The sequence below is a fragment of the Kushneria pakistanensis genome (assembly GCF_014652795.1).
GTDB classification, from domain to species: domain Bacteria; phylum Pseudomonadota; class Gammaproteobacteria; order Pseudomonadales; family Halomonadaceae; genus Kushneria; species Kushneria pakistanensis.
This window is the reverse complement of sequence record NZ_BMZM01000003.1, coordinates 1-24586: the sequence shown is the minus strand read 5'-3', so window position 1 is coordinate 24586 and position 24586 is coordinate 1. Positions and strand designations below refer to the sequence as shown.

At 54.9% G+C, this 24586-nt stretch carries 18 protein-coding genes, 4 tRNA genes and 1 rRNA gene; 1 reads left to right on the top strand and 22 read right to left on the bottom strand.

Annotation, left to right across the window (positions count from 1 at the left end; translation table 11 throughout):
• Positions 1–5 precede the first annotated feature (5 nt).
• The 21 genes from rpoC to cyoA form a co-directional block, all read right to left on the bottom strand.
• Positions 6–4220 carry a DNA-directed RNA polymerase subunit beta' gene (rpoC, locus tag IE123_RS10515; RefSeq protein WP_189517999.1) on the bottom strand — a complete coding sequence of 1405 codons (4215 nt, stop codon included), beginning with the start codon at positions 4218–4220 and terminating at the stop codon, positions 6–8.
• Between the two features lie 83 nt (positions 4221–4303).
• Positions 4304–8380, bottom strand: coding sequence for a DNA-directed RNA polymerase subunit beta (rpoB, locus tag IE123_RS10510; RefSeq protein WP_189517998.1), 4077 nt, complete (start codon positions 8378–8380; stop codon positions 4304–4306).
• 252 nt (positions 8381–8632) lie between these two features.
• Positions 8633–9007 carry a 50S ribosomal protein L7/L12 gene (gene rplL / locus IE123_RS10505; protein ID WP_189517996.1) on the bottom strand — a complete coding sequence of 125 codons (375 nt, stop codon included), beginning with the start codon at positions 9005–9007 and terminating at the stop codon, positions 8633–8635.
• Between the two features lie 66 nt (positions 9008–9073).
• The gene (rplJ, locus tag IE123_RS10500; RefSeq protein WP_189517994.1) at positions 9074–9580 is read right to left on the bottom strand and encodes a 50S ribosomal protein L10; all 507 of its coding nucleotides are present in this window, start codon (positions 9578–9580) and stop codon (positions 9074–9076) included.
• Between the two features lie 234 nt (positions 9581–9814).
• Positions 9815–10507, bottom strand: coding sequence for a 50S ribosomal protein L1 (rplA, locus tag IE123_RS10495; RefSeq protein WP_189517992.1), 693 nt, complete (start codon positions 10505–10507; stop codon positions 9815–9817).
• Between the two features lie 2 nt (positions 10508–10509).
• Complete coding sequence (gene rplK, locus IE123_RS10490; protein ID WP_189517990.1) at positions 10510–10941, bottom strand: 50S ribosomal protein L11; 432 nt, start codon at positions 10939–10941, stop codon at positions 10510–10512.
• An 83-nt stretch (positions 10942–11024) separates the two neighbouring features.
• On the bottom strand, positions 11025–11558 hold the full coding sequence (nusG, locus tag IE123_RS10485; protein WP_189517988.1) for a transcription termination/antitermination protein NusG: 534 nt from the start codon (positions 11556–11558) through the stop codon (positions 11025–11027).
• An 8-nt stretch (positions 11559–11566) separates the two neighbouring features.
• The gene (gene secE / locus IE123_RS10480) at positions 11567–11935 is read right to left on the bottom strand and encodes a preprotein translocase subunit SecE (RefSeq protein ID WP_189517986.1); all 369 of its coding nucleotides are present in this window, start codon (positions 11933–11935) and stop codon (positions 11567–11569) included.
• A 67-nt stretch (positions 11936–12002) separates the two neighbouring features.
• Positions 12003–12078: transfer RNA gene (locus IE123_RS10475), tRNA-Trp, on the bottom strand.
• A 114-nt stretch (positions 12079–12192) separates the two neighbouring features.
• A tRNA-Thr gene (locus tag IE123_RS10470) sits at positions 12193–12267 on the bottom strand.
• Between the two features lie 17 nt (positions 12268–12284).
• Positions 12285–12358 (bottom strand) — tRNA-Gly (locus tag IE123_RS10465).
• Between the two features lie 40 nt (positions 12359–12398).
• Positions 12399–12482: transfer RNA gene (locus IE123_RS10460), tRNA-Tyr, on the bottom strand.
• A 95-nt stretch (positions 12483–12577) separates the two neighbouring features.
• A complete protein-coding gene (locus IE123_RS10455; RefSeq protein WP_189517984.1) occupies positions 12578–13417 on the bottom strand; it encodes a type III pantothenate kinase in 840 nt (279 codons plus the stop codon).
• Positions 13414–14394: a biotin--[acetyl-CoA-carboxylase] ligase gene (locus tag IE123_RS10450; protein WP_189517982.1), complete on the bottom strand. Its 981-nt coding sequence runs from the start codon at positions 14392–14394 to the stop codon at positions 13414–13416. The genes IE123_RS10455 and IE123_RS10450 overlap by 4 nt, the downstream gene beginning before the upstream one ends.
• 141 nt (positions 14395–14535) lie before the next feature.
• Positions 14536–15540 carry a cytochrome d ubiquinol oxidase subunit II gene (gene cydB, locus IE123_RS10445; RefSeq protein WP_189517980.1) on the bottom strand — a complete coding sequence of 335 codons (1005 nt, stop codon included), beginning with the start codon at positions 15538–15540 and terminating at the stop codon, positions 14536–14538.
• Between the two features lie 15 nt (positions 15541–15555).
• Positions 15556–16962, bottom strand: coding sequence for a cytochrome ubiquinol oxidase subunit I (locus IE123_RS10440; RefSeq protein ID WP_189517978.1), 1407 nt, complete (start codon positions 16960–16962; stop codon positions 15556–15558).
• Between the two features lie 189 nt (positions 16963–17151).
• Positions 17152–18060 carry a heme o synthase gene (cyoE, locus tag IE123_RS10435; protein WP_189517976.1) on the bottom strand — a complete coding sequence of 303 codons (909 nt, stop codon included), beginning with the start codon at positions 18058–18060 and terminating at the stop codon, positions 17152–17154.
• Positions 18061–18073: 13 nt separating this feature from the next.
• Complete coding sequence (gene cyoD, locus IE123_RS10430) at positions 18074–18409, bottom strand: cytochrome o ubiquinol oxidase subunit IV (protein ID WP_189517974.1); 336 nt, start codon at positions 18407–18409, stop codon at positions 18074–18076.
• On the bottom strand, positions 18409–19032 hold the full coding sequence (gene cyoC / locus IE123_RS10425) for a cytochrome o ubiquinol oxidase subunit III (protein ID WP_189517973.1): 624 nt from the start codon (positions 19030–19032) through the stop codon (positions 18409–18411). Before cyoC ends, cyoD begins: the two co-directional genes overlap by 1 nt.
• Before the next feature lie 3 nt (positions 19033–19035).
• Positions 19036–21012 (bottom strand): cytochrome o ubiquinol oxidase subunit I, encoded by a 1977-nt coding sequence (gene cyoB / locus IE123_RS10420; RefSeq protein ID WP_189517971.1) that lies wholly within the window; start codon positions 21010–21012, stop codon positions 19036–19038.
• Between the two features lie 2 nt (positions 21013–21014).
• Entirely contained in the window at positions 21015–21896 is an 882-nt protein-coding gene (cyoA, locus tag IE123_RS10415; protein WP_189517969.1) for a ubiquinol oxidase subunit II, read from the bottom strand.
• A 684-nt stretch (positions 21897–22580) separates the two neighbouring features.
• Here cyoA and IE123_RS10410 point away from each other — a divergent pair.
• Positions 22581–23948 (top strand): MFS transporter, encoded by a 1368-nt coding sequence (locus IE123_RS10410; protein ID WP_189517967.1) that lies wholly within the window; start codon positions 22581–22583, stop codon positions 23946–23948.
• A 414-nt stretch (positions 23949–24362) separates the two neighbouring features.
• Here the strand turns inward: IE123_RS10410 and rrf are convergent.
• A 5S ribosomal RNA gene (gene rrf, locus IE123_RS10405) occupies positions 24363–24478 on the bottom strand.
• Between the last annotated feature and the right edge of the window lie 108 nt (positions 24479–24586).

The following is a 24586-nucleotide window of genomic DNA, read 5'->3' as shown; positions in this document are numbered from 1 at the left end:
TTCCCTTAAAGGTCGTCGTCAGCATCCAATGCGGTCAGATGCTCACCCAACTGCTGCTCGACATCGAAGGCCGAGGGATGCAGATCACGCGCAGCACCCTCCTTCCTGCGACGCCGTTCGGCATGATGGGTAAGACCGGTACCTGCCGGAATAAGACGACCAACAACCACGTTTTCCTTCAAACCACGCAGATAGTCACGCTTGCCGGTGACAGCTGCCTCGGTCAACACTCGCGTGGTCTCCTGGAAGGAGGCCGCCGAAATAAAGGATTCGGTTGCCAGTGATGCCTTGGTAATACCCAGCAATACGCGGTCGTATTTAGCCGGGAACTTGTCCTGCTCCTGCAGGCGTGCATTCTCAGCCAGAACACGTACCAGCTCGACCTGGTCGCCCGGAATCAAAGTACTATCGCCAGCATCAACGATCTCTACCTTGCGCAGCATCTGACGAACAATGACTTCAATGTGCTTGTCATTGATGCCAACGCCCTGCAGTCGATAGACGTCCTGGATCTCTGCCGTGATGTACTTGGCCAGCTCGCTGACGCCCAACAGACGAAGGATATCGTGCGGATTGCTCGGGCCATCGGAAATGACCTCACCGCGCTCAACGGTTTCACCTTCAAAGACACCGATCTGACGCCACTTGGGAATCAGCATTTCAATCGGGTCGCCGTCGGTCGGCGTAATCATCAGGCGACGCTTGCCCTTGGTTTCCTTCCCGAAGGTAATGGTACCCGTGGCTTCGGCCAGTACCGACGCTTCCTTGGGCTTTCGCGCTTCGAACAGGTCAGCAACGCGTGGCAGACCACCGGTGATGTCCTTGTTGCCGGACGCTTCTACCGGGATACGAGCAACAACCTCACCGATACCGATGGCAGCACCATCGTCAACAGAGACAATCGCATTACCCGGCAGCATGTACTGCACCGGTGTATTGGAACCAGGCAGCGATACCGCTTCACCACGCTCGTTTTGCAGCATGATCATCGGACGCTTGTCGCGACCCGATGTCGGGCGGTTACCGGACTCGATCACCTCGATGGAGGAAAGGCCGGTCATCTCATCAACGCTTCTGTTGATGGTGACGTTTTCTTCCATGTCGGTGAACTGAATGCGACCTTCCACTTCCGAAACGATCGGATGCGTGTGCGGATCCCATTTTGCCACGACCTGACCCGGTTCGACCTGCGCACCATCCTTGATGGAGAGCTCGGCACCATAGGGCAGCTTGTAATACTCACGCTCACGACCATGTTCGTCAGCGACAGCCAGCGCACTGGAGCGCGAAACCACAACCAGTTTGCCGTCGCTGCGCTCGACATGCTTCATGTTGTGCAGTCGTACGCTACCACCGTGCTTGACCTGCACACTGTCTACCGCCGATGCACGTGATGCTGCACCACCGATATGGAAGGTACGCATCGTGAGCTGGGTACCCGGCTCACCGATCGACTGTGCCGCAATGACACCGACCGACTCACCCACGTTAACCACATGGCCACGCGCCAGATCACGTCCGTAACAGGACGAGCAGACACCATGTGCTGTTTCACAGGTGATGGTCGAGCGCACCACGATCTCGTCGACGCCCATGGTATCGAGACGATTACACCAGGCTTCATCCAGCAGCGTATTACGCGGGATCAGCACTTCTTCAGTCTGTGGATCGATGACATCACGTGCCACGACACGACCCAGCACACGCTCGGCCAGCGACACGATGATATCGCCACCTTCAATGACCGGATGAAGCGTCAGGCCCTCTTCCGTGCCACAGTCGGTGTCGGTCACGACCACGTCCTGAGCCACATCGACCAGACGACGTGTCAGGTAACCGGAGTTGGCCGTTTTCAGTGCCGTATCCGCCAGACCCTTACGTGCACCGTGCGTTGAGATGAAGTACTGGAGTACGTTCAGACCTTCACGGAAGTTGGCCGTGATCGGGGTCTCGATAATCGAACCATCAGGCTTTGCCATCAGGCCGCGCATACCGGCCAGCTGACGGATCTGGGCAGCGCTACCACGTGCGCCGGAGTCCGCCATGATGAAAACGCTGTTGAACGAATCCTGCTCAACCTCGTTGCCTTCGCGATCGGTGACCGTCTCCTTGGAGATACCGGTCATCATGGCACGGGCCACCTTATCGTTGGCCTTGGACCAGATATCAATGACCTTGTTGTACTTCTCACCAGCCGTTACGAGACCCGAGGAGAACTGATCCTCAATCTCTTTTACTTCATCCTCGGCGGCTTCGATGATGTCCTTCTTGGAATCAGGAATAACGAAGTCGTTGACGCCGATGGAGGCACCTGACCAGGTGGCCAGACGGAAACCGGTGTACATCAGCTGGTCGGCAAAGATGACAGTTTCCTTCAGACCCACCAGGCGATAACCCGCATTGATCAGCTGGGAAATTGCCTTTTTCTTCATGGCGCGATCGACCATGTCGAAAGGCATGCCACGCGGCACAATGCGATACAGCAGTGCACGGCCTACAGTGGTGTCCTTGACCGACACCTGCTCGACAAGCTCACCGCTTTCTTCATCACGTGCCCATTCGCTCAGACGCACACGAATGCGGGCATGCAGGGCAACGCTCTGGGTACCGAAGGCACGCTCGACTTCATTGAGGTCAGAGAAGGCCATGCCCTCTCCCTTCGCCCCAATACGTTCGCGCGTCATGTAGTAAAGACCCAGTACAACATCCTGTGACGGCACGATGATCGGGTCACCGTTGGCCGGCGACAGCACGTTGTTGGTCGACATCATCAGCGCACGCGCTTCAAGCTGGGCTTCCAGCGTCAGCGGTACGTGCACGGCCATCTGGTCGCCATCAAAGTCAGCGTTGTAGGCAGCACAGACCAGCGGATGCAGCTGGATGGCCTTGCCTTCAATCAGCATTGGCTCGAATGCCTGGATGCCCAGACGGTGCAGCGTCGGCGCGCGGTTAAGCAGTACCGGATGCTCACGAATGACGTCAGCGAGAATGTCCCAGACCTCGGGCATCTCACGCTCGACCAGCTTCTTGGCAGCCTTGATGGTAGAGGCCTGACCGCTACCCTGCAGCTTTGAGTAGATGAACGGCTTGAAAAGCTCAAGCGCCATCTTCTTGGGCAGACCGCACTGGTGCAGACGCAGGGTCGGACCTACGGTAATTACCGAACGACCGGAGTAATCGACACGCTTGCCCAGCAGGTTCTGACGAAAACGTCCCTGCTTGCCCTTGATCATGTCAGCCAGTGATTTCAACGGACGCTTGTTGGAGCCCGTGATGGCACGACCACGACGACCGTTGTCCAGAAGCGCATCGACCGATTCCTGCAGCATGCGCTTTTCGTTGCGCACGATGATATCCGGCGCAGACAGGTCCAGAAGCCGCTTGAGGCGGTTATTACGGTTGATCACACGACGATAAAGGTCATTGAGATCGGACGTCGCAAAACGGCCGCCATCCAGCGGTACCAGCGGACGAAGATCCGGCGGCAGTACCGGCAGTACTTCCATGACCATCCAGCCCGGGTGGTTACCCGAACGGTAAAAGGCTTCCAGCAGCTTGAGGCGCTTGGAGAGCTTCTTGATCTTGGTGTCAGAATTGGTCTGGGGAATCTCTTCACGCAGACGATCAATTTCTTCACCCAGATCGATATCCGACAGTAGTGCCTGCACGGCTTCGGCACCCATGCGGGCATCAAAGTCGTCGCCGAACTCTTCAAGGGCTTCGAAGTACTGCTCATCGTTAAGCAGCTGACCACGCTCAAGCGTTGTCATGCCCGGATCGATGACCACAAAGGACTCGAAGTACAGTACACGCTCGATATCACGCAGCGTCATGTCCAGCAGCATGCCAATACGTGACGGCAGCGACTTCAGAAACCAGATATGCGCGACAGGAGAGGCCAGCTCGATGTGACCCATCCGCTCGCGACGAACAGAAGCCTTGGTAACTTCAACGCCGCACTTTTCGCAGATGATGCCGCGATGCTTCATGCGCTTGTACTTGCCGCACAGGCACTCGTAATCCTTGACCGGACCAAAAATCTTGGCACAGAACAGGCCATCACGTTCCGGCTTGAACGTACGGTAGTTAATGGTCTCGGGCTTTTTGACCTCGCCAAACGACCAGCTGCGGATCATGTCCGGAGAAGCAAGCGAAATCCGAATGGCATCAAACTCTTCGGACTGCGCCTGCGATTTAAGAACTTTGACCAGATCTTTCATGGGGTCGGCTCCGTTGCGGAGTTGTCATGAGCGGGGCCCCAGCCATCAGGGCCCCGCGGACCTTCATAGGGTAAAGGTGGCGCTTAGCCTTCCAGCTCGATGTCGATACCCAGCGAGCGGATTTCCTTGACCAGTACGTTGAAGGATTCAGGCATACCCGCCTGCATGCTGTGATCACCGTCGACGATGCTCTTGTACATCTTGGTACGACCTTCAACATCGTCAGACTTGACCGTCAGCATTTCCTGCAACGTATAGGCCGCGCCATAGGCCTCCAGCGCCCACACTTCCATCTCACCGAAGCGCTGACCGCCGAACTGGGCCTTGCCGCCCAGCGGCTGCTGGGTGACCAGCGAGTACGAACCGGTGGAGCGCGCATGCATCTTGTCATCCACCAGGTGGTTGAGCTTGAGCATGTACATGTAGCCAACCGTGACCGGGCGATCAAACTTCTCACCGGTACGGCCATCGTAGAGCGCCATCTGACCGGAATCCGGCAGATCGGCCAGACGCAGCAGCCCCTTGATCTCCTGCTCGTGGGCACCATCAAAAACCGGTGATGCAATCGGTACCCCACCCGAGAGGTTTTTGGCCAGGGTCAGCACTTCCTCATCGGTCAGCTCGTCAAGATTCTCCTGACGCCCGCCACTGGTGTTGTACACCTGATGCAGGAACTCGCGAATCTGGGTGAGCTGCTGTTCACGAGCGTCACGCAGCATGCGGTCAATCTTGCGACCCAGTCCGTAGGCAGCCATCCCCAGGTGCGTCTCGAGGATCTGACCAACGTTCATGCGTGACGGAACGCCCAGCGGGTTAAGCACGATGTCGACCGGTGTACCTTCATCGTCAAAAGGCATGTCCTCGATCGGCATGATCGCCGAGATGACACCCTTGTTACCGTGACGACCGGCCATCTTGTCACCGGGCTGAATACGGCGTCTGACAGCCAGATAGACCTTGACGATCTTCAGAACGCCGGGGGCCAGATCATCGCCCTGAGTGAGCTTGCGCTTCTTGTCCTCGAAGCGCTCCTCCATTTCCTTGCGACGATTTTCCAGCTGCTCATCGGCCTGATGCAGCAGCTCGTTGAGCGCCTCATCCTGCATGCGAAGCTTCGACCACTGAGAGCGCGGCAGCTCATCAAGGTAATCATCGGTGACCACATCGCCCTTGGACAGACGCGGACCACCGTTGACCGGCTGACCGGACAGCGTGCGATGCAGACGCTCGTAGGTCGCGTTTTCGGCGATACGATAGGTTTCTTGCAGATCCTTGCGTACTTCGTCCAGCTGCTGCTGTTCGATAGCCAATGCACGCGTGTCCTTGTCAACGCCATCACGCGTAAAGACCTGAACGTCAATCACCGTGCCACGCATGCCGGTGGAAGCACGCAGTGATGTATCCTTCACGTCACTGGCCTTCTCACCAAAGATGGCACGCAGCAGCTTTTCTTCCGGTGTCAGCTGGGTTTCGCCCTTGGGCGTTACCTTGCCGACCAGAATGTCACCCGGGTTGATTTCGGCACCGATATATACCACGCCGGATTCATCAAGCTTGCCCAGCGCCGCTTCACCCACGTTGGGAATGTCCGACGTGATTTCCTCGGCACCCAGCTTGGTATCACGAGACACACAGGTCAGCTCCTGAATGTGGATCGTGGTAAAGCGATCTTCTTCAACGACACGCTCTGATACCAGCATGGAGTCTTCGAAGTTGTAGCCGTTCCAGGGCATGAAGGCGATACGGATGTTCTGGCCCAGTGCCAGGTCACCGGTATCAACCGATGGTCCGTCAGCCAGAATATCGCCGATGGCGACCTGATCCCCTTGGCGCACGATGGGGCGCTGGTTCTGACAGGTATTCTGGTTGGAACGCACGTACTTCGTCAGGTTGTAGATATCAACACCGGCTTCACCACCGATGATCTCATCTTCGTTAACCCGAATGACGATACGCTTGGCATCTACGGAATCGACCACACCACCACGGCGCGCTACAGCACAAACGCCCGAGTCGCGTGCCACGAAACGTTCCATACCGGTACCTACCAGCGGCTTGTCCGCCTTCAGGGTTGGAACCGCCTGACGCTGCATGTTCGAACCCATGAGGGCGCGGTTGGCATCGTCATGCTCAAGGAACGGAATCAGGGCCGCGGCGACCGACACGACCTGGCGCGGCGACACGTCCATCAGTGTCACCTTGTCAGGCGTCATGAAGGTGGTCTCACCCTTGTGACGTACCTGAACAAGGTCATCAATCAGCTGGCCGCTTTCATCCACGGCCGCCGACGCCTGGGCGATGATGAAATCGCCCTCTTCGATGGCTGACAGATGCACCACATCATCAGTCACCTGACGATTTTCCACCTTGCGGTAGGGCGTCTCGAGGAAGCCGTAGTGGTTGGTATGGCTATAGGTGGCCAGCGAGTTGATCAGACCGATGTTCGGGCCTTCAGGTGTCTCGATCGGACACAGACGACCATAGTGCGTGGCGTGAACGTCACGCACTTCAAAGCCTGCACGCTCACGCGTCAGACCACCCGGCCCAAGCGCGGACACACGACGCTTGTGCGTAACCTCGGACAGCGGGTTGTTCTGATCCATGAACTGCGACAGCTGGCTTGATCCGAAGAATTCCTTGACGGCAGCAGCCACCGGCTTGGCGTTGATCAGATCCTGCGGCATCAGGCCTTCGCTTTCGGCCATGGACAGGCGTTCCTTGACCGCACGCTCAACACGCACCAGACCCACACGGAACTGGTTCTCGGCCATCTCACCGACGCTTCGAATACGACGGTTGCCCAGATGGTCAATGTCATCGACATCGCCAAAGCCGTTACGAATATTGATGAGCTCTCTGAGTACATCAATGATGTCGTCATGGGTCAGAACGCCCGGGCCTTCGTCGTTATCACGACGCAGACGACGGTTGAACTTCATGCGGCCCACGCCAGACAGGTCGTAGCGGTCTTCGCTGAAGAACAGGTTGTTGAACAGCGATTCGGCAGCTTCCTTGGTTGGCGGCTCACCCGGGCGCATCATGCGATAGATTTCGACCAGTGCCTCGAGCTGCGAACCGGTGGAATCAACACGCAGCGTGTCAGAGATGAACGAACCGGTATCAAGGTCATTGGTATAAAGCGTTTCGATGGTCGTAATACCCGCCTGCCCGAGCTTTTCAAGCATCTCGAGCGTCAGTTCGGTATTACAGGCCACCAGCAGCTCACCGGTATTGGGATCGACCTGATCCTTTGCCAGCGTCTTGCCAAGGAGGTACTCCATCGGCACGTCAAGACGCTCGATACCCGCCTTTTCCAGCTGACGAATATGCTTCTGGGTAATACGGCGACCCTCTTCAACAATGACGTTGCCATCATTGTCAGAGATGTCGAAGCTGGCCGTATCGCCACGCAGGCGCGAGGGCACCAGCTGCACGGAAAAGCCGTTTCTTTCGACGTGATAGATATCGGTGTCAAAGAAGTAGCCGAGAATATCCTCTGCGCTATAACCCAGCGCTCGCATGAGTACGGTAGCCGGCAGCTTGCGACGACGGTCGATACGCACGAAGACGTTGTCACGCGGATCAAACTCGAAATCCAGCCAGGAGCCGCGATAGGGAATCACACGTGCCGAATACAGCAGCTTGCCCGAGGAATGACTCTTGCCCTTGTCGTGATCAAAGAACACGCCCGGACTGCGGTGGAGCTGAGAAACGATAACGCGCTCGGTACCGTTGACTACAAAGGTACCGTTTTCGGTCATCAGGGGGATTTCCCCCATGTAGACTTCCTGCTCCTTGATATCCTTGATCGCCTTGTTGGAAGACTCGCGATCGTAGATGATCAGGCGCACCTTGACGCGCAGTGGCGCCGAATAGGTCACGCCTCGCAGCTGACACTCCTTGACATCAAAGGCAGGAGTACCAAAGCGATAGCTGACATACTCAAGTGCCGCGTTACCCGAAAAGCTTTCAATCGGGAACACGGATTTGAAGGCGGCATGCAGACCAATATCATGGCGACCTTCAGGGGCACGATCCTGCTGCAGGAAGTCATAATAGGAGTCAAGCTGGATGGCCAGCAGGTAAGGCACATCCATTACTTGGGGCAGTTTGCCAAAATCCTTGCGGATGCGTTTTTTCTCAGTGTATGAGTAAGCCATCTGTAATCCCCAGCTTGTTCACCATGAGTGACTGGCGTGATCGGTACACCAGCGGATTGGCTCCGTCAGGCGCCAACGGCAAGCTTCCCAAAGGAAAGCTCGCCGTTTGAAGTTTTCCGGATCGCCTTAGCGTACTAGCGGCTTCTCTATAAGCACGCTAAGCCCATCCGGCAACAGAAAAAGGCCGGCAGCGGTCAGCTCATCTGACCGCCACCAGCCGTCATGCTATAACGCTTTCAGGCAGAACACTGATTACTTGAGTTCCACGGAAGCGCCAGCTTCTTCCAGCTTCTTCTTGGCTTCTTCGGCATCTTCCTTGGACATGCCTTCCTTCAGGGTAGCCGGTGCGCCGTCAACAGCGCCCTTGGCTTCCTTCAGACCAAGACCGGTGATTTCACGAACCACCTTGATGACGTTGACCTTCTTGTCACCAGCAGCTGTCAGGATCAGATCGAATTCGGTCTGTTCTTCAACGGCAGCGGCTTCACCACCGCCACCGGGGCCTGCAACAACTGCTGCTGCTGCGCTGACGCCGAACTTCTCTTCCATCGCTTCGATCAGATCGACGACTTCCATGACGGACATTTCAGCAACAGCGTTGATGATATCTTCTTTGCTCAGTGCCATGATTGCATTCCTGTACTTTGCGGGGCAAACATCTGCCCAATGAAATTTGCCTGAATGATACGCCGATCAGGCGGCTTCTTCGCCCTGCTTCTGGTCGCGCAGCGCTGCAAGCGTGCGTACCAGTTTGCCGGCGGAAGCTTCCTTCATGACGGACATCAGCTTGGCGATAGCTTCGTCGTAGGTTGGCAGGCTTGCCAGACGATCGATATCAGCGGCATCGATCAGCTCACCTTCGTAGGCCAGCGCCTTGACTTCAAACTTGGGCTGCTCGCGAGCGAAGTCCCTGAGCAGACGCGCGCCGGCGCCTGGGTGCTCAAGAGAAAACGCCAGCAGAGACGGACCAACAAAAGTCTCGTTCAGGCACTCCCATGAAGTGCCCTGCAGGGCGCGACGTGCCAGCGTATTACGCACAACGCGCAGCTGGACGCCGTTATCGCGTGCCTTCTTGCGCAGTGCCGTCATGGCACCCACATCGACACCGCGAGAGTTGGCTACGACGACGGAGAGCGCCTGTCCGGCAGTTTCGCTGACCTCAGCGACAATTGCCTTCTTGTCTTCAAGACCCAGGGGCATATTTTCACTCCTCGTGCCGGCCACCCGAAAGGATGGCCATCGTGGTTACCATCTGTTGAGGACATACAACAGAGTGGATGATGGCGTGTTGTCGGCTGACAACCGGCGCCATCTGCGCAGGCCATTGGCACAAGGCCAATGATTAAGCCGCCCCGCGGGACGACACCTGCGGTCTTTGACGGCGCCCCGTCCCACCACGGGCACGGGGACCGCAAAGCAATCGTTGAATATCGATCAGTTCAGATAGGAATGATCGATGGTAATACCAGGACCCATGGTCGTGGAAAGGGAAATCTTTTTGATATAGATCCCCTTGGAAGTGCTGGGCTTGAGCTTTTTCAGATCGCTGACCAGTGCTTCCAGATTGCCACGCAGGGCTTCAGGCGTGAAATCGACCTTGCCGATACCCGCATGAATAATACCGTTCTTGTCGGTACGAAAACGTACCTGACCTGCCTTGGCATTTTTTACTGCAGTGGCCACGTCAGGCGTTACAGTGCCGACCTTGGGGTTGGGCATCAGGCCACGCGGACCCAGAATCTGACCCAGCTGACCCACAACGCGCATGGCGTCAGGCGCAGCAATGACGACGTCAAAATCAAGGTTACCCTTTTTGACTTCTGCTGCCAGGTCATCCATGCCAACGATCTCGGCACCGGCTTCACGGGCGGCATCAGCAGCAGCACCCTGAGCAAAGACGGCAACACGAACGTCGCGACCGGTACCATTGGGCAGTACGGTAGCACCACGTACAACCTGATCCGATTTACGCGGATCCACACCCAAGTTAACAGCAATCTCTACACTTTCCTTGAATTTCACGGAGGAAATCTCGGACAGCAGTGCAGCGGCTTCATCAACGCTGTAAACACGCGTGGCATCGACACGATCGCGAATCAGCTTCATGCGTCTGGAAAGCTTGGCCATGATCAGAGACCCTCCACATTCAGGCCCATGCTGCGTGCAGTACCAGCGATGGTACGTACAGCAGCTTCAAGATCGGCAGCCGTCAGATCAGGCTCCTTCGTACGTGCGATCTCTTCGATCTGTTCGCGCGTTACCGTGCCGACCTTCTTCTTGTTCGGCTCACCAGAACCGGACTTGACACCGGCAGCCTTCTTGAGCAGTACCGGCGCCGGCGGCGTCTTGGTAACGAACGTAAAGCTGCGATCGGAATAGACCGTGATTACCACGGGCGTCGGCAGACCGGCTTCCATATCCTGGGTTTCTGCATTGAACGCCTTGCAGAACTCCATGATATTAACGCCGTGCTGGCCGAGTGCCGGACCTACCGGCGGGCTGGGATTGGCCTTACCAGCTGCGACCTGCAGCTTGATGTAAGCCTGAACTTTCTTGGCCATGATGGACTCCGATTGGGTAATAGCGCCTTGCGGCTCCCCCGACTATCGATGCAGACTCGCTGCACCACCAGCACCCTTCAAGCCTAGAGTTTCTCGACCTGCGAGAACTCGAGCTCAACGGGCGTAGAGCGCCCAAAGATCAGCACACTGACCTGCAGACGACTCTTTTCATAATTGACTTCTTCAACCACACCATTGAAATCTGCAAAGGGGCCATCAGCAACACGAACGGTCTCACCTGCATCAAACATGGTCTTGGGACGCGGCTTTTCAGTACCATCCTGCACACGACGCAAAATGGCTTCTGCTTCACGCGGAGTAATGGGAGCCGGCTTTTCAGGCGTGCCGCCGATAAAACCCATTACTCGGGGTGTTTCATTGACGAGGTGCCAACTGCGGTCGTCCATCGCCATTTCAACCAGCACGTAACCGGGATAAAACTTGCGTTCACTCTTGCGACGCTTCCCATCGCGCATTTCAACGACTTCTTCCGTAGGCACCAGTATCTCGCCGAAATGGTCTTCCATTTCATAAAGCTTCACACGCTCAATCAGTGAACGCATGACCTGCTTTTCAAAACCAGAATAGGCGTGAACAACGTACCAGCGCTTAGTCATGCAAGCTCCTAACCAATGAGAGTCGACACCAGCCAACCGAAAAACATATCAATCAGCCAGAGCAACAGGCCCACGATGACAACTGCGCCCAGCACGATAGCGGTCGTTTGGAAGGTCTCCTGACGGGTTGGCCAGACAACACGCTGAATTTCCTTCTTGGCGTTTCTGGCAAGCGATGTCAGCTCACGTCCTCGTCCGGTCGTCAGCGCAATACCCAGCGCTGCAACAACCAATACGACAACGCCGACCACACGATAAATCATCGGCTGATCGGCAAAATAGACATTACCCGCTACCGCAACAGCGACAAGCACCACAGCAGCAGCCCACTTGAGCGCATCAAAACGGGTATCCTGCACTTCGGCGGTCTGTTTCATGGGGAAGAAAACTCCTCAGGAGTGCGGCAATCGATTTACACACAAAAGCTGCCAATCTGAGGAAGACTGGCAGGCCAGGAGGGACTTGAACCCCCAACCTGCGGTTTTGGAGACCGCTGCTCTGCCAATTGAGCTACTGGCCTGTAACATCGTCGTCGTGATCACCTTTGCGAGCGGCGTGCACGATATCAAAAAGCCCGATGCACAACAACCTATACATCGGACTAAAAAGGGCGACCCTTTTGGCTCGCCCTGAATGGAGCTCATGGACGGAATTGAACCGTCGACCTCACCCTTACCAAGGGTGTGCTCTACCCCTGAGCTACATGAGCATAACCCTTTACACAACTGGAGCGGGCAGCGGGAATCGAACCCGCATCATCAGCTTGGAAGGCTGAGGTTCTACCATTAAACTATGCCCGCTTACCCAATCTTTCAATCACCGCGTGACTGAAAAAAATCTTGGTGGAGGGAGGAGGATTCGAACCTCCGAAGCTCGCGCGGCAGATTTACAGTCTGCTCCCTTTGGCCACTCGGGAATCCCTCCAACTTGGCGGCAAATTATACCGACCAATGCGAGCTTGTCAAGCTCTTGTTCCTTTCCGCTGGCCTGCCCTGCTTCATGGAACGCGGCGCATTCTGTCAGAGCAGTTGCGTGAAAGCAAGTGCCTTACGCATTTCTTCCAGACCCGCTGGCTTTATTACCATGGGCATCCCCGCCAGTACGCCATTTCTTTCAGCCTGCGTTATTGGAAAGAGTGCTTCCAGACCCGCATACACCATATCCGGCCAGTGAGCATGCGGCAGGCGAAGTCCACGTGACACAAGTGCTGCATCCCCACCGGTCATCAATAACGGAAGCGCAGTGTCATGACTGTCACAGATTTCCATGTAAAGACGATTGATGGCACTGGTCGCTGCCATGAACACACCGTGATTGACAGCATCCACCGTATTGGTGCCGGGCGACAGGGTATGCAAGGCATCCTGCTCAGGATCGATCACCACCTTGCGAGTTCCCAGCTTGAGGCTCTCCTTCATGAGTCTGAGCCCCGGAAGAATATACCCACCAATATGCTGCCCTCCGGGCAGCACTGCATCCATGGTAATGGCACTACCGCAATCCACGGTACAACAGCCGCCGGTCAACTGATAACCGGACAGTACACCAAGCCAGCGATCCACTCCCAGCCGTTCGGGAATGTCATAGCCATTACGGATACCCAGCGCCTTGGATGTAGAATGCGCAATGTGAATGGTACCGACACGCCGCTTTAAAAGTCTGACGGTGTCTTCCAGCACATCCTGGCGCGCCACGTTCGATATTCGAATAACGTCAACGATATCCAGATCAGGGATATCGTCACCCGAACGCCATTCGTCCCGGGTCCACATCGCACCTCTGGCCCGGATATCGCTACTTGTACGATCCTTCAACCGCCATTTTGACAGCGTGTTGCCAATATCCAGATCCAGAATCATGAGCAACCACGCAGGCTGACTTCACCACCCGTAAAGCGCTTGCACATACCATTGATATCGACAATAAGGTTGCCGGCATCATCAACGCCTTTTGCTATACCCTCACTGACTGTCTTCCCCTGATAAATACAGACTGTCTTGTCCTGGTATATATGGTAACCATTCCAGCGATCACGCCAGGTAGCAAAGCCTGTTTTCTCAAAACGCTCGAGCATCTGTATGTGGGCTTCGATCATGGCGCTGACCAGTGTATTTCGGGATACCCCGGGCGCCAGCTCAGTCAGGGCGGCAACCGGCTGTTCAATGCCTGCCCGTCCCTTTGACGAAAGCCGGATATTGACTCCTACCCCGATCACTACCTGGCAGGGCCCTGAAGTATCACCACGAACCTCGACGAGTATGCCGCCGAGCTTGGCCACCCCTTCCGGAGTTGATATCAGTAGATCGTTGGGCCATTTCAACGCAACATGAATGCCACGCTCCGAGAGCAGATCGGCCATGGCTACCCCAACGGCCAGACTCAGACCTTCCAGCGCACCCACCCCGCTTTCAAACTGCCAGCCAATGGAGAAGTGGATATTGCCCCCCCATTCGCTGTAAAACGAACGCCCGCGCCGCCCGCGGCCGGCGCTCTGCCATTCAGCCAGACAGACCTCACCATGGCCGGCCCCTTGTGCGAAACGATCCAGAAGAAAGGTATTGGTCGAGCCGATCGAGTCTTCCACGAAAAGATGTCTGAGATGCTGACGTGCAGATCGCGATAGGCCTGCCACGATATCGGCGCCTCGAAGGGGCTCTGGTGGATCCAGAAGGCGATACCCGCATCCTCTTACGGTCTCGACAGAGAGCCCCAGCCCTTCAAGCTTGCGCAGCTGTTTCCATACTGCCGTTCGTGAGACCCCAATTTCCCTGCCCAGCGCCTCACCGGAATGAAAGGCGCCGTCACTCATCAGTCTAATCAGATCGCTGACACTCATGGGATTGCATTCATATCCTGGGCCCTTGTATCCACCTGCCTTGTAACAGGCATTGTTCTTCAGTTGCCTGTGCAATGCACGAAAAACAAAAAGGGTACCCCTTTGGGTACCCTTTGTAATCTCCGAACGCCGGATTTGGTATCAGTGATAACCCTCGCCAGCACGCACCTTGCCTCGAAAGACATAATAGCTGTAAGCCGTATAAGCGAGCACAAGAGGAACCAGAACCACATAGCCCACGATCAGAAATGTCTGACTTGCGCGAGCCGAGGAAGCATCCCAGAGCGTGATATCCGGCGGAATGATCAATGGGAAAAAGCTGATCACAAGCCCTGAAAGCCCAAGGAAGAAAAGCCCCAGCACCTTGAAAAAAAGACGACGCTCGTGCCCATGGGTAACTCCATGCCAGATACTCCAGGAAAGCAGAGCGACCAGAATCGGTACCGGTGCAAACCAGACAATATTGGGGAAAGTAAACCAGCGCTCGGCAATACGTCCATTGGAGAGCGGCGTCCATACACTGATGATGATCATGGAGGCGACCAGCAAGAGCGTCAGAGGACGCGAGAACTGATAAAACCGCTTTTGCAGATCCCCTTCTGTCTTCATGATCAGCCAGCCTGCCCCCAGTAGTGCATAGCCTGCCATAAGTGCCAGCCCGGTAAACAACGCAAACGGAGAGAACCAGTCAAAGCTGCCCCCCTGATAGGCACGCTCCGATACTGCCAGTCCATTAATGATACCGCCCAGCACTACGCCCTGACTGAAAGTAGCCACCATGGCACCGCCACTGAAGGCAAGGTCAAACCACTTGCGCGAGCGATTCGACTTGAAACGGAACTCGAAGGCGATACCACGAAAAATCAATGCCAGCAGCATCAGTATAAGCGGTAGATACATCGCTGGCAGAATGACCGCGTAAGCCAGCGGAAAGGCACCATACAGGCCGGCTCCCCCCAGAATCATCCATGTCTGGTTACCGTCCCATACCGGCGCCACCGTATTCATCATGACATCACGTTGCTCATCCCCCCTGACGAAGGGAAAAAGGATGCCGACACCCAGACTGAAGCCATCCATCATGACGTACATGGCGACAGCAAAACCAATCAGCAGATACCAGATGACTGGTAGATCAATAGTCATACCCATGTCCCCCAATCAATTTTGCTCTTCGAAACTGTTGTCGGCCGCCGACATGGGTCGCTTGGGCTGGCGCTCATGACCCGGCCCTCCAGCAGGTACCATATTCATGGGCTCGGACTTGAGCAGTTTGAGCATGTAGTAGATCCCGATGCCAAAGATGATGGCATAAACCACCATAAAGCCGATCAGTGTCGTGATCATGCTCGCCACGCCATGCGATGACACCGCATCTGCAGTTCGAAGCATCCCATAGACCACCCAGGGTTGACGCCCCGCCTCGGTCGTAACCCAACCGGCCAGCAGTGCGATAAAACCGACCGGGGCCGTGAACAACGTAATACGCTGGAACCAGCGGGCCTCGTAAAGCTGTCCCTTCCAGCGCAGAAACAGTCCCACGATCCCCATGCCCAGCATCAACATGCCCAGGCCGACCATGATTCTGAAACTCCAGAAGACCAATGGCACATTGGGCCATTCGTCACGAGGCCAGTCCTTGAGCCCCTGAATTTGCCCATCAAGTGTATGGGTCAGGATCAGGCTACTGGCGTAGGGTACAGCCAGCTCAAGCCGGTTGGCACCGTCATCCATGCTTGGCAGGGCAAACAGCAATAGCGGCATGCCCTTCTGACCCGGCTCGTTTTCCCAGTGCCCTTCCATGGCTGCCACCTTGGCAGGCTGATGCTCGAGAGTATTAAGACCATGCATGTCGCCGGCAATAATCTGTACCGGCAACGCCACCATGATGGCCCACATCGCCATGGAGAACATCTTGCGCGCCGCCGGGTCACGCCGATTGCGGAGCAGATGATAGGCGCCCACACCGCCAACAAAAAAACCGACCGAGATAAAGGCGGCCAGCCCCATATGAACGATGCGATAGGGAAAGGACGGGTTGAACATGATTTCGAGCCAATTGGCTGGCTCAAAACGCCCATCGATAACCTCATAGCCGGCAGGCGTCTGCATCCAGCTGTTGGACATCAAGATCCAGGTCATTGAAATCAGGGTACCCACGGCCACAAGGCAGGTTGCCGTAAAATGCAATTTTTTGCTGACCCGACCTTCACCAAACAGCATGATACCGAGGAAGCCTGCCTCCATGAAAAAGGCCGTCAGCACCTCATAGGTCAACAGCACCCCGGTAATATCCCCTGCCCTTTCGGCAAAGCCACTCCAGTTGGTGCCAAATTCGTAGGCCATGACCACACCGGAGACAACACCCAGCCCGAAGACCACGGCGAAGATACGCACCCAGAAGCGGTACAGATTATGGTAAATCTCGTTGCCCGTTTTTAGCCTCAATCCTTCCAGCACCGTCAGGTAGCTTGCAAGGCCAATCGAAAAAGCGGGAAAAAGTATATGAAAGGAAACGGTAAAGGCGAACTGGAAGCGCGCCAGGTCTAAAGCATCAAACCCCAGCATTGGCTTGGCTCTCCTGCCTTGGGTTCTGGACAGTCACGGAATGTATGAAGTTAGAGCATTCACACCATAAAGTGAAACGCTCGGGACATCATGTCGCACGATTACAGGCGGCTCGGGAAGGCAGCAACGGTCGAGACAACAGGAAAGGCAATGCCGATCGGCACGCGTGCCGATACAGCATTGAAGTAGCTAGACGTGTAGAGGGGCCAAGGCAGCGACTTGCGCCGTTCTGGCTTGAGATGGCGGGTTTTGATAGTCAATGGCCATTACCGCACTCAGCACGGTAACCACGAGAATCGAAATACCAAAAAGCTGACGCGCCCAGCGCCGATCATCCTGCTGCCTGTAACGCGCCAGCGCGATGTAAAGCCAGTAAAGTGTCACGACAGCCATGGCTACCAGATAGACGTAGCCGGTATAGCCCGTCAGCGTAAGCAACATGGCAGCTACACCAAAAGCCACGATATAGATAACGGTCTGACGCTTTGCGGCAGTCACACCTCTTGCCACGGAAAGCACTGGAATGGATGCAGCTCGATAATCTTCCAGTCGGAAGATGGCAATGGCATAGGAATGGGGCATCTGCCAGAGACTGAAGATCAGCAGCACCAACCATGCACCAAGGTCAAACTGATTGCTTACCGCGCAATAACCGATGACAGGTGGTGCGGCACCAGACAGGCTGCCGATAAGGGTCCCATGAACCGAATGACGCTTGAGCCAGAGGCTGTAGGCGCCAACATAAATGGCAAAACCAAACAGGGCCACGCCTGCCGCCAACGGATTGGCGATCAGCAGTAAAAGTAGAAAGCCGGCTGCACCCAGCAGACCGGCCATGATCAACGCAGAGCGAACATCGATCGTGCCTTCGACAAGCGCACGCTTTTGCGTGCGCGCCATGTACTCGTCAATGTCACGATCAATGACATTGTTGAACACACAACCGGAAGCAACGACCAGCGACACCCCGATAACGGTGGCGAAGAACAACAACAGGTCGATGCTTCCTCTCGAAGCCAGAAAGAATCCCCCTGTTACCGAGATCAGATTGCCGAAGACAATGCCCGGCTTCGTTAGCAGGAGATATCTTTTGAGCATCGGGACAGACTTCTTACATCCCCACCATCAGATTATGGTTGAGATGGAACATGATCCACAGCGAGCCCACTACCACGATGGCCACGATCAGAATCGTGAACCATAGCGAGATCATGTTCCAGCGTGGCCCCGAACCTTCACTGAGATGAAGGAAGTACACGACCTGTACCACGATCTGCACGACTGCCATGATCATGATAACTGCCAGCGTTGCCGTGGCCGATAGTGTACCGGTCATGACCAGACCAAAGGGAATAACGGTCAGTATGATGGAAAGAATCAGGCCCGTGGTATAGGACTTGACACTGCCATGCTCATGACTTTCCTGTGATTGATGCTGATTGGACATTAAATGGCCCCCACCAGATAGACGATGGTGAATACGCAGATCCAGATGATGTGCAGGAAGTGCCAGAACAGGCTCAGGCACATCAGGCGAGATCGATTCATATCGGTCAAGCCCTTGGTCGCAATCTGGATCAACAGGATGATGGCCCAGATGACACCAGAGGTGACGTGCAGACCGTGCGTACCGACCAGTGTGAAGAAGGACGACAGGAAAGCACTACGCTGAGGACCAGCGCCTTCAGAGATAAAATGATGGAACTCATAAATCTCGAGAGCGACAAACACCGCACCCAGCACCAGCGTCAGAGCCAGCCAGAGCATGGTGCCCTGCTTGTTCCCCTTGTTCATGGCAAGCGTTGCCAGCCCGATCATGAAACTACTGGCCAGCAGTACGAAAGTCTCTACCAGAACAAAGGGCAGCTCGAACAGCTCATGTGAGGTAGGGCCACCGGCATAGTTCGTAGCAAGCACTGCGTAGGTTGCAAAGATCGTTGCAAACAGTACGCAGTCACTCATGATATAGATCCAGAAACCAAATACCTTGGTCGCTACCGGATCATGATGCTCATGGTGCTCATGCCCGTGGGCATGAGCGTCCTGATTGGTCATTGATTGAGTCGACATGTGTTACGCCTGATTTGACAATTTTTGATAACGCTGACTTTCGATGCGCTCGACTTCGGCAGCAGGAACGTAATAGTCAATATCGTCATTGAAGGTACGCAGCACCATGGTGACGAAGATGCCCACACCTGCAGCAATCGCCAGCCACCACATATGCCAGATCAGTCCAAACCCGAATACAGCAGCGATAATGCCGATGAAGAACCCGGCCGAGGTATTTTTCGGCATATGGATATCCTGGTATTCGGCAGGCTTCTGTTCGCTGATGCCCTTCTCTTTCATGTGCCAGAAGGCGTCACGCTCTTCAACCACGGGCGTATGTGCAAAGTTGTAGAAGGGTGCGGGCGAAGGAATGGACCATTCCAGCGTACGACCGCCCCAAGGATCACCTGTCTCGTCTATGTTCTTGTGACGATCCTTGATGCTCACAACAACCTGCAGCAGCTGACAGGCGATACCACAGGCGATGATGGCAGCACCTACGGCGGCCACGATCAGCGGGAAATGCCAATCCGGATTATCGTAGCTGTTCAGACGACGGGTCATGCCCATGAAGCCGAGCGCATACAGCGGCATGAAGGCGACAAAGAAGCCCACGATCCAGCACCAGGCAGATGCCTTGCCAAGCTTTTCATTGAGCTTGAATCCGAACACCTTCGGGAACCAGTAGGTGAAGCCGGCCAGATAACCGAACACAACACCACCGATAATGACGTTATGGAAGTGCGCGATCAGGAACAGGCTATTGTGAAGTACATAGTCAGCACCTGGTACGGCCAGAAGCACCCCTGTCATCCCACCGATAGTGAAGGTGATAAGGAAACCTATCGTCCAGGCCATCGGCACGGTGAACTGCACTCGACCTTCGTACATGGTGAACAGCCAGTTGAAGATTTTGACCCCGGTCGGGATCGCAATGATCATTGTGGCGATACCAAAGAAGGAGTTCACATTGGCACCGGCGCCCATGGTGAAGAAGTGGTGCAGCCAGACAAGAAACGACAATATGGTAATGGCGACGGTGGCATATACCATGGAGGTATAACCAAACAGACGCTTCTTGCAGTAGGTCGCTACGACTTCAGCAAAGATACCAAAGGCAGGCAGCACCAGAATGTAGACTTCGGGGTGCCCCCAGGCCCAGATGAGGTTGACGTACATCATCTGGTTGCCGCCCATGTCATTAGTAAAGAAATGGGTGCCAAGGTAACGGTCAAGCGTGAGCAGTGCGATGGTTACTGTCAGGATCGGGAAAGCCGCGATGATCAGCACAACACTGCACAGTGATGTCCAGGTGAACATCGGCATCTTCATCATGGTCATGCCCGGCGCACGCATCTTCAAAATGGTGACGAAGAAGTTCACGCCGGTCAGCAGGGTACCAATACCTGATATCTGTAGACTCCATATCCAGTAATCCACACCAACGCCCGGACTGTACTGAATATCAGAAAGTGGCGGATAAGCCAGCCATCCCGTGGCCGCAAACTCGCCCACACCCAGAGACACGTTGACCAGGATGACACCTGATACCGTCAGCCAGAAGCTCAGCGAGTTAAGAAACGGGAAGGCAACATCGCGCGCACCAATCTGCAGAGGCACGACAATATTTATCAGACCTACCATGAACGGCATGGCCATGAAGAAAATCATGATGACGCCGTGGGCAGTAAAGATCTGGTCATAGTGTTCGGGTGGCAGATAACCCTCAGCGCCCCCCGAAGCAATGGCCTGCTGCGCACGCATCATGATGGCATCGGAGAAACCACGCAGCAGCATGATGATCGCCACGATGATGTACATGACACCAAGTCGCTTGTGATCAACGGAAGTGATCCATTCTTTCCAGAGATAGCCCCACTTCTTGTAATAGGTAATAGCGGCAGCAATCGCCAGCCCAATCAGAGCCGCGCCACCAAGGGCGATCATGACAATGGGCTCATGATAAGGGATTGCTTCAATACTGAGTTTGCCGAACATGTTTACTCCTCAGCCCCATGATGCGAGCTATCGCCCGACGTGATGTAACTGTTGACAATATCGGTATACAGCCCAGGAGTGACGGTAGAGTAATACTCGACCGGATTGTTTCGGCTGGGTTTGGCCAGCTCATTGAAACTGTCCTGCTGCAGGGATTCCGGAGACTGTCGAACACTATCGACCCACTGCTGGAAACCCTCATCCGATGTTGCCAATGCCTTGAAGTGCATACCGCTGAAACCATGGCCGCTGTAGTTGGCTGACATACCGCGGTAAGTGCCTTCTTCAGTCGCCAGCAGATGAACGGTATTTTCCATTCCCGCCATGGCGTAAATCTGGCTACCAAGCTGCGGAATGAAGAAAGAGTTCATGACGCTGTTGGACGTTACTCTGAACTCGACTGGCGTATCGACCGGGAAAGCCAGCTCATTGACCGAAGCAATACCTTGTTCCGGGTAGATAAAGAGCCACTTCCAGTCCATGGCCATGACCTGGACAACAATGGGCTCCCTGTCGGACTCTGGCACGCGATGCGGATCAAGTGCATGCGTACTGCGCCAGGTCAAAATACTCAGAATGAGAATGATGGCCAGCGGAACAGCCCACACCACTACTTCAATCTTGTTGGAGTGAGACCAGTTGGGCGAGTACTTTGCATTCTTGATGTAGTTATAACGCCACGCGAACAGAATCGTCATGATAATGACGGGGATAACCACGATCATCATCAGATAAAATGATGTCATGATCAGGTATTTCTGTTCAGCGCCAATGGGCCCCTTGGGATCGAGGAGACTTGATCCCGTACAGCCACTGAGCACAAGGGCGACAGTAGCAAGCAGTGACATCCTTTTAAGAATGTCTGGATAGTTCCATTTTCTCATCTCACGCTCTCTTGAACGGCCAGCTTGAACACTTCGCTTTTGCCCGGCCAGAGGGGCCGGAAATGCGTGACAGATACCTGCCCGCTTCCGATCACGGTCTGACAGTAACGTTCACGGATGGCATTTACCGCGCCAGACAGCCTGATATTGCAGGAGTGTCTGATGGCTTTATCGTTGGAAGTGACTGTCCTGGACGGATGCTCCCTGCCTTTGGCTGCTTTAAGTCAGTCAGATAATACAAACCTTATCTGACTGACCAAAAGCCGCAGGCATGACAGCCCTGCATGGCGCTATACGCTGCCGCTGCTATGTTCAGTTTTTCACCCATCAACTTCAAGTGTTACGACAAAAGCTTATTTAAACTTTAGTCTTAGTCTCATTGATGCTCCAGGGCCCTTATGTGAGCAGACGCTTCGATAGCAGGCCAGACATGATGGGCACTCAGAGACCATAGCGGTTGATGAGGACAGGTGAACAACACTGAACCGATGCGACAAAACACCGCGGCATGATACATGGAACCTTCTGGTGATTCCATTCGTCACACGGTAACTCAATTTCAGGACCATGGCTCAGACTGTTCGCATTCGATGCCCATGAATACGCCTTCAAGGCCTATACAAATTTTCACCTGCCCTGCCGGACCGTTAAAATGATGCCCTGCCTCAAGGTTTTCGGAGAATCATGAAACACATTTCATTGAATACAGGTGAATACCGTGCCATTGCAGGTCTGGGTATGCTGTATGCCTTTCGCATGCTCGGACTTTTCATGGTGCTCCCTGTGCTCTCTCTTTATGCAAGAGAGCTGAATGGGGCAACCCCATTTTTAATCGGCATCGCACTTGGCGGTTATGGTCTGGCACAGGCCATTTTTCAGATTCCTTTTGGCGCACTTTCAGACCGTCTGGGCCGCAAGCAGATCATTGCCTTCGGCCTTTTGCTCTTTTTTGCCGGCAGCGTTATGGCGGCTCTTTCGACATCCATCTACGGTGTCATTGCCGGACGCTGTCTGCAGGGTAGCGGCGCCATTGCAGGCGCGCTCATGGCGTTACTGGCAGACAAGACAAGAGAGGAAACAAGAACAACCGCCATGGCAGCCATTGGCATGAGCATTGGTCTGGCCTTCGCACTGGCAATGGCGCTTGGACCATTTCTGGCAGAGCTTTTCGGTCTTTCAGGCGTTTTCTGGAGTACAGCACTGCTTGCACTTGTCGGCCTTTTGATACTCTGGCGACTGGTGCCTTCCGCACCTGCCAGACAACATCGTGATGTCGGCGTGGACCCTGGACAGTTAGGAAAAATGCTTTTTCAGCGCGAGCTATTGCGTCTGAATTTTTCCATTTTTGCCCTGCATGCCATTTTGACAGGCTGTTTTATTGCTTTGCCTCTCAGGCTCGAAAGCCTTGGCATCGAAGCTCAGAATCATGGGTGGGTATATCTACCTGTCATGGCTGCGGGCTTTTTTATCATGATTCCATTAATTATTGCCGCAGAAAAATATCGACACATGAAAGTAGTATTCATGGGCGCCGTTGCGGCCATGACTCTGGCATTAATGGCCATGAGTGAAGCAGGAGATAGCAGATGGCTATTGATCACGCTGCTACTGGTATTCTTTACCGGCTTCAACCTGATGGAGGCCATGCTGCCCTCCTTGATCAGCAAGCTTTCACCAGCCGGTGCCAAGGGCACCGCCATGGGCGTGTATTCTACCAGCCAGTTTCTGGGCGCCAGTCTTGGGGGCGGGTTGGGGGGCGCGGTCGCCGGTCATTTTGGTATCGACGCCGTTTTTCTTTTTGCAGCCGCACTTGGCTCACTGTGGTTTTTATCCATTTTAAACATGGCCACACCCAAGCACCTTTCAAGTGAAATCATTTCTCTCAAGGGCAAGAATATTATCAATAGCCGTGAATACAGTGATCAACTTAAAAGCATTGAAGGCGTTGAGGATGTACTGGTCGTCGAGGAAGAAAATGTGGCCTATTTGAAGATAGACCGTGACAATATTGACCGGGAAACACTGACACGCTGGCTACAGACATCCTCATGATTTAAGCCATATTGGCAATGGTCATGGTTGAACAAGGCATCTTTCAGGTGCCTTTTTTATTGCCCTCGATCTGTAGTAGAGCAGGAATATGGCAGGTGAGTCGTACGCACTATTCAAGGCTTTATTCGGCTTTCAACACAGGCATTTCCGGCCGGCCCTTTTGATATCTCAGGCGTACTGGTTCGTCACTTTGCCATGCCGGGACTGGCCGAGTGCTGCGCATCTCGATCGGCACCGACCGGGAGATGATGGCGCTGGTTGACGCCCTGCAGGCAATGGGGGATGAGCGTCGGGCCTGAAGCCCCTGCCCGGCGGTCACGTCAGTGACCGCCGGGCGGGCCGGGCTGCGCCGCCGCTGTCGGTGGCGCACATAAAGGAACCCCGGTCCTTTTGGGACCGGGGTTCGGAAGGGGTGCCTGACGATGACCTACTCTCGCATGGGGAGACCCCACACTACCATCGGCGCGGAACCGTTTCACTACCGAGTTCGGGATGGGATCGGGTGGGACCGGTACGCTATGGTCGTCAGGCAATTCTGCAGACCGGCTGCCCGTGGGCAGCGGGTCAAAAACGGGATCATGCTGATCGATACGTCTCTTTCGTATCCGGCGTCGTGTGACGCGAACCACTTGGGTGTT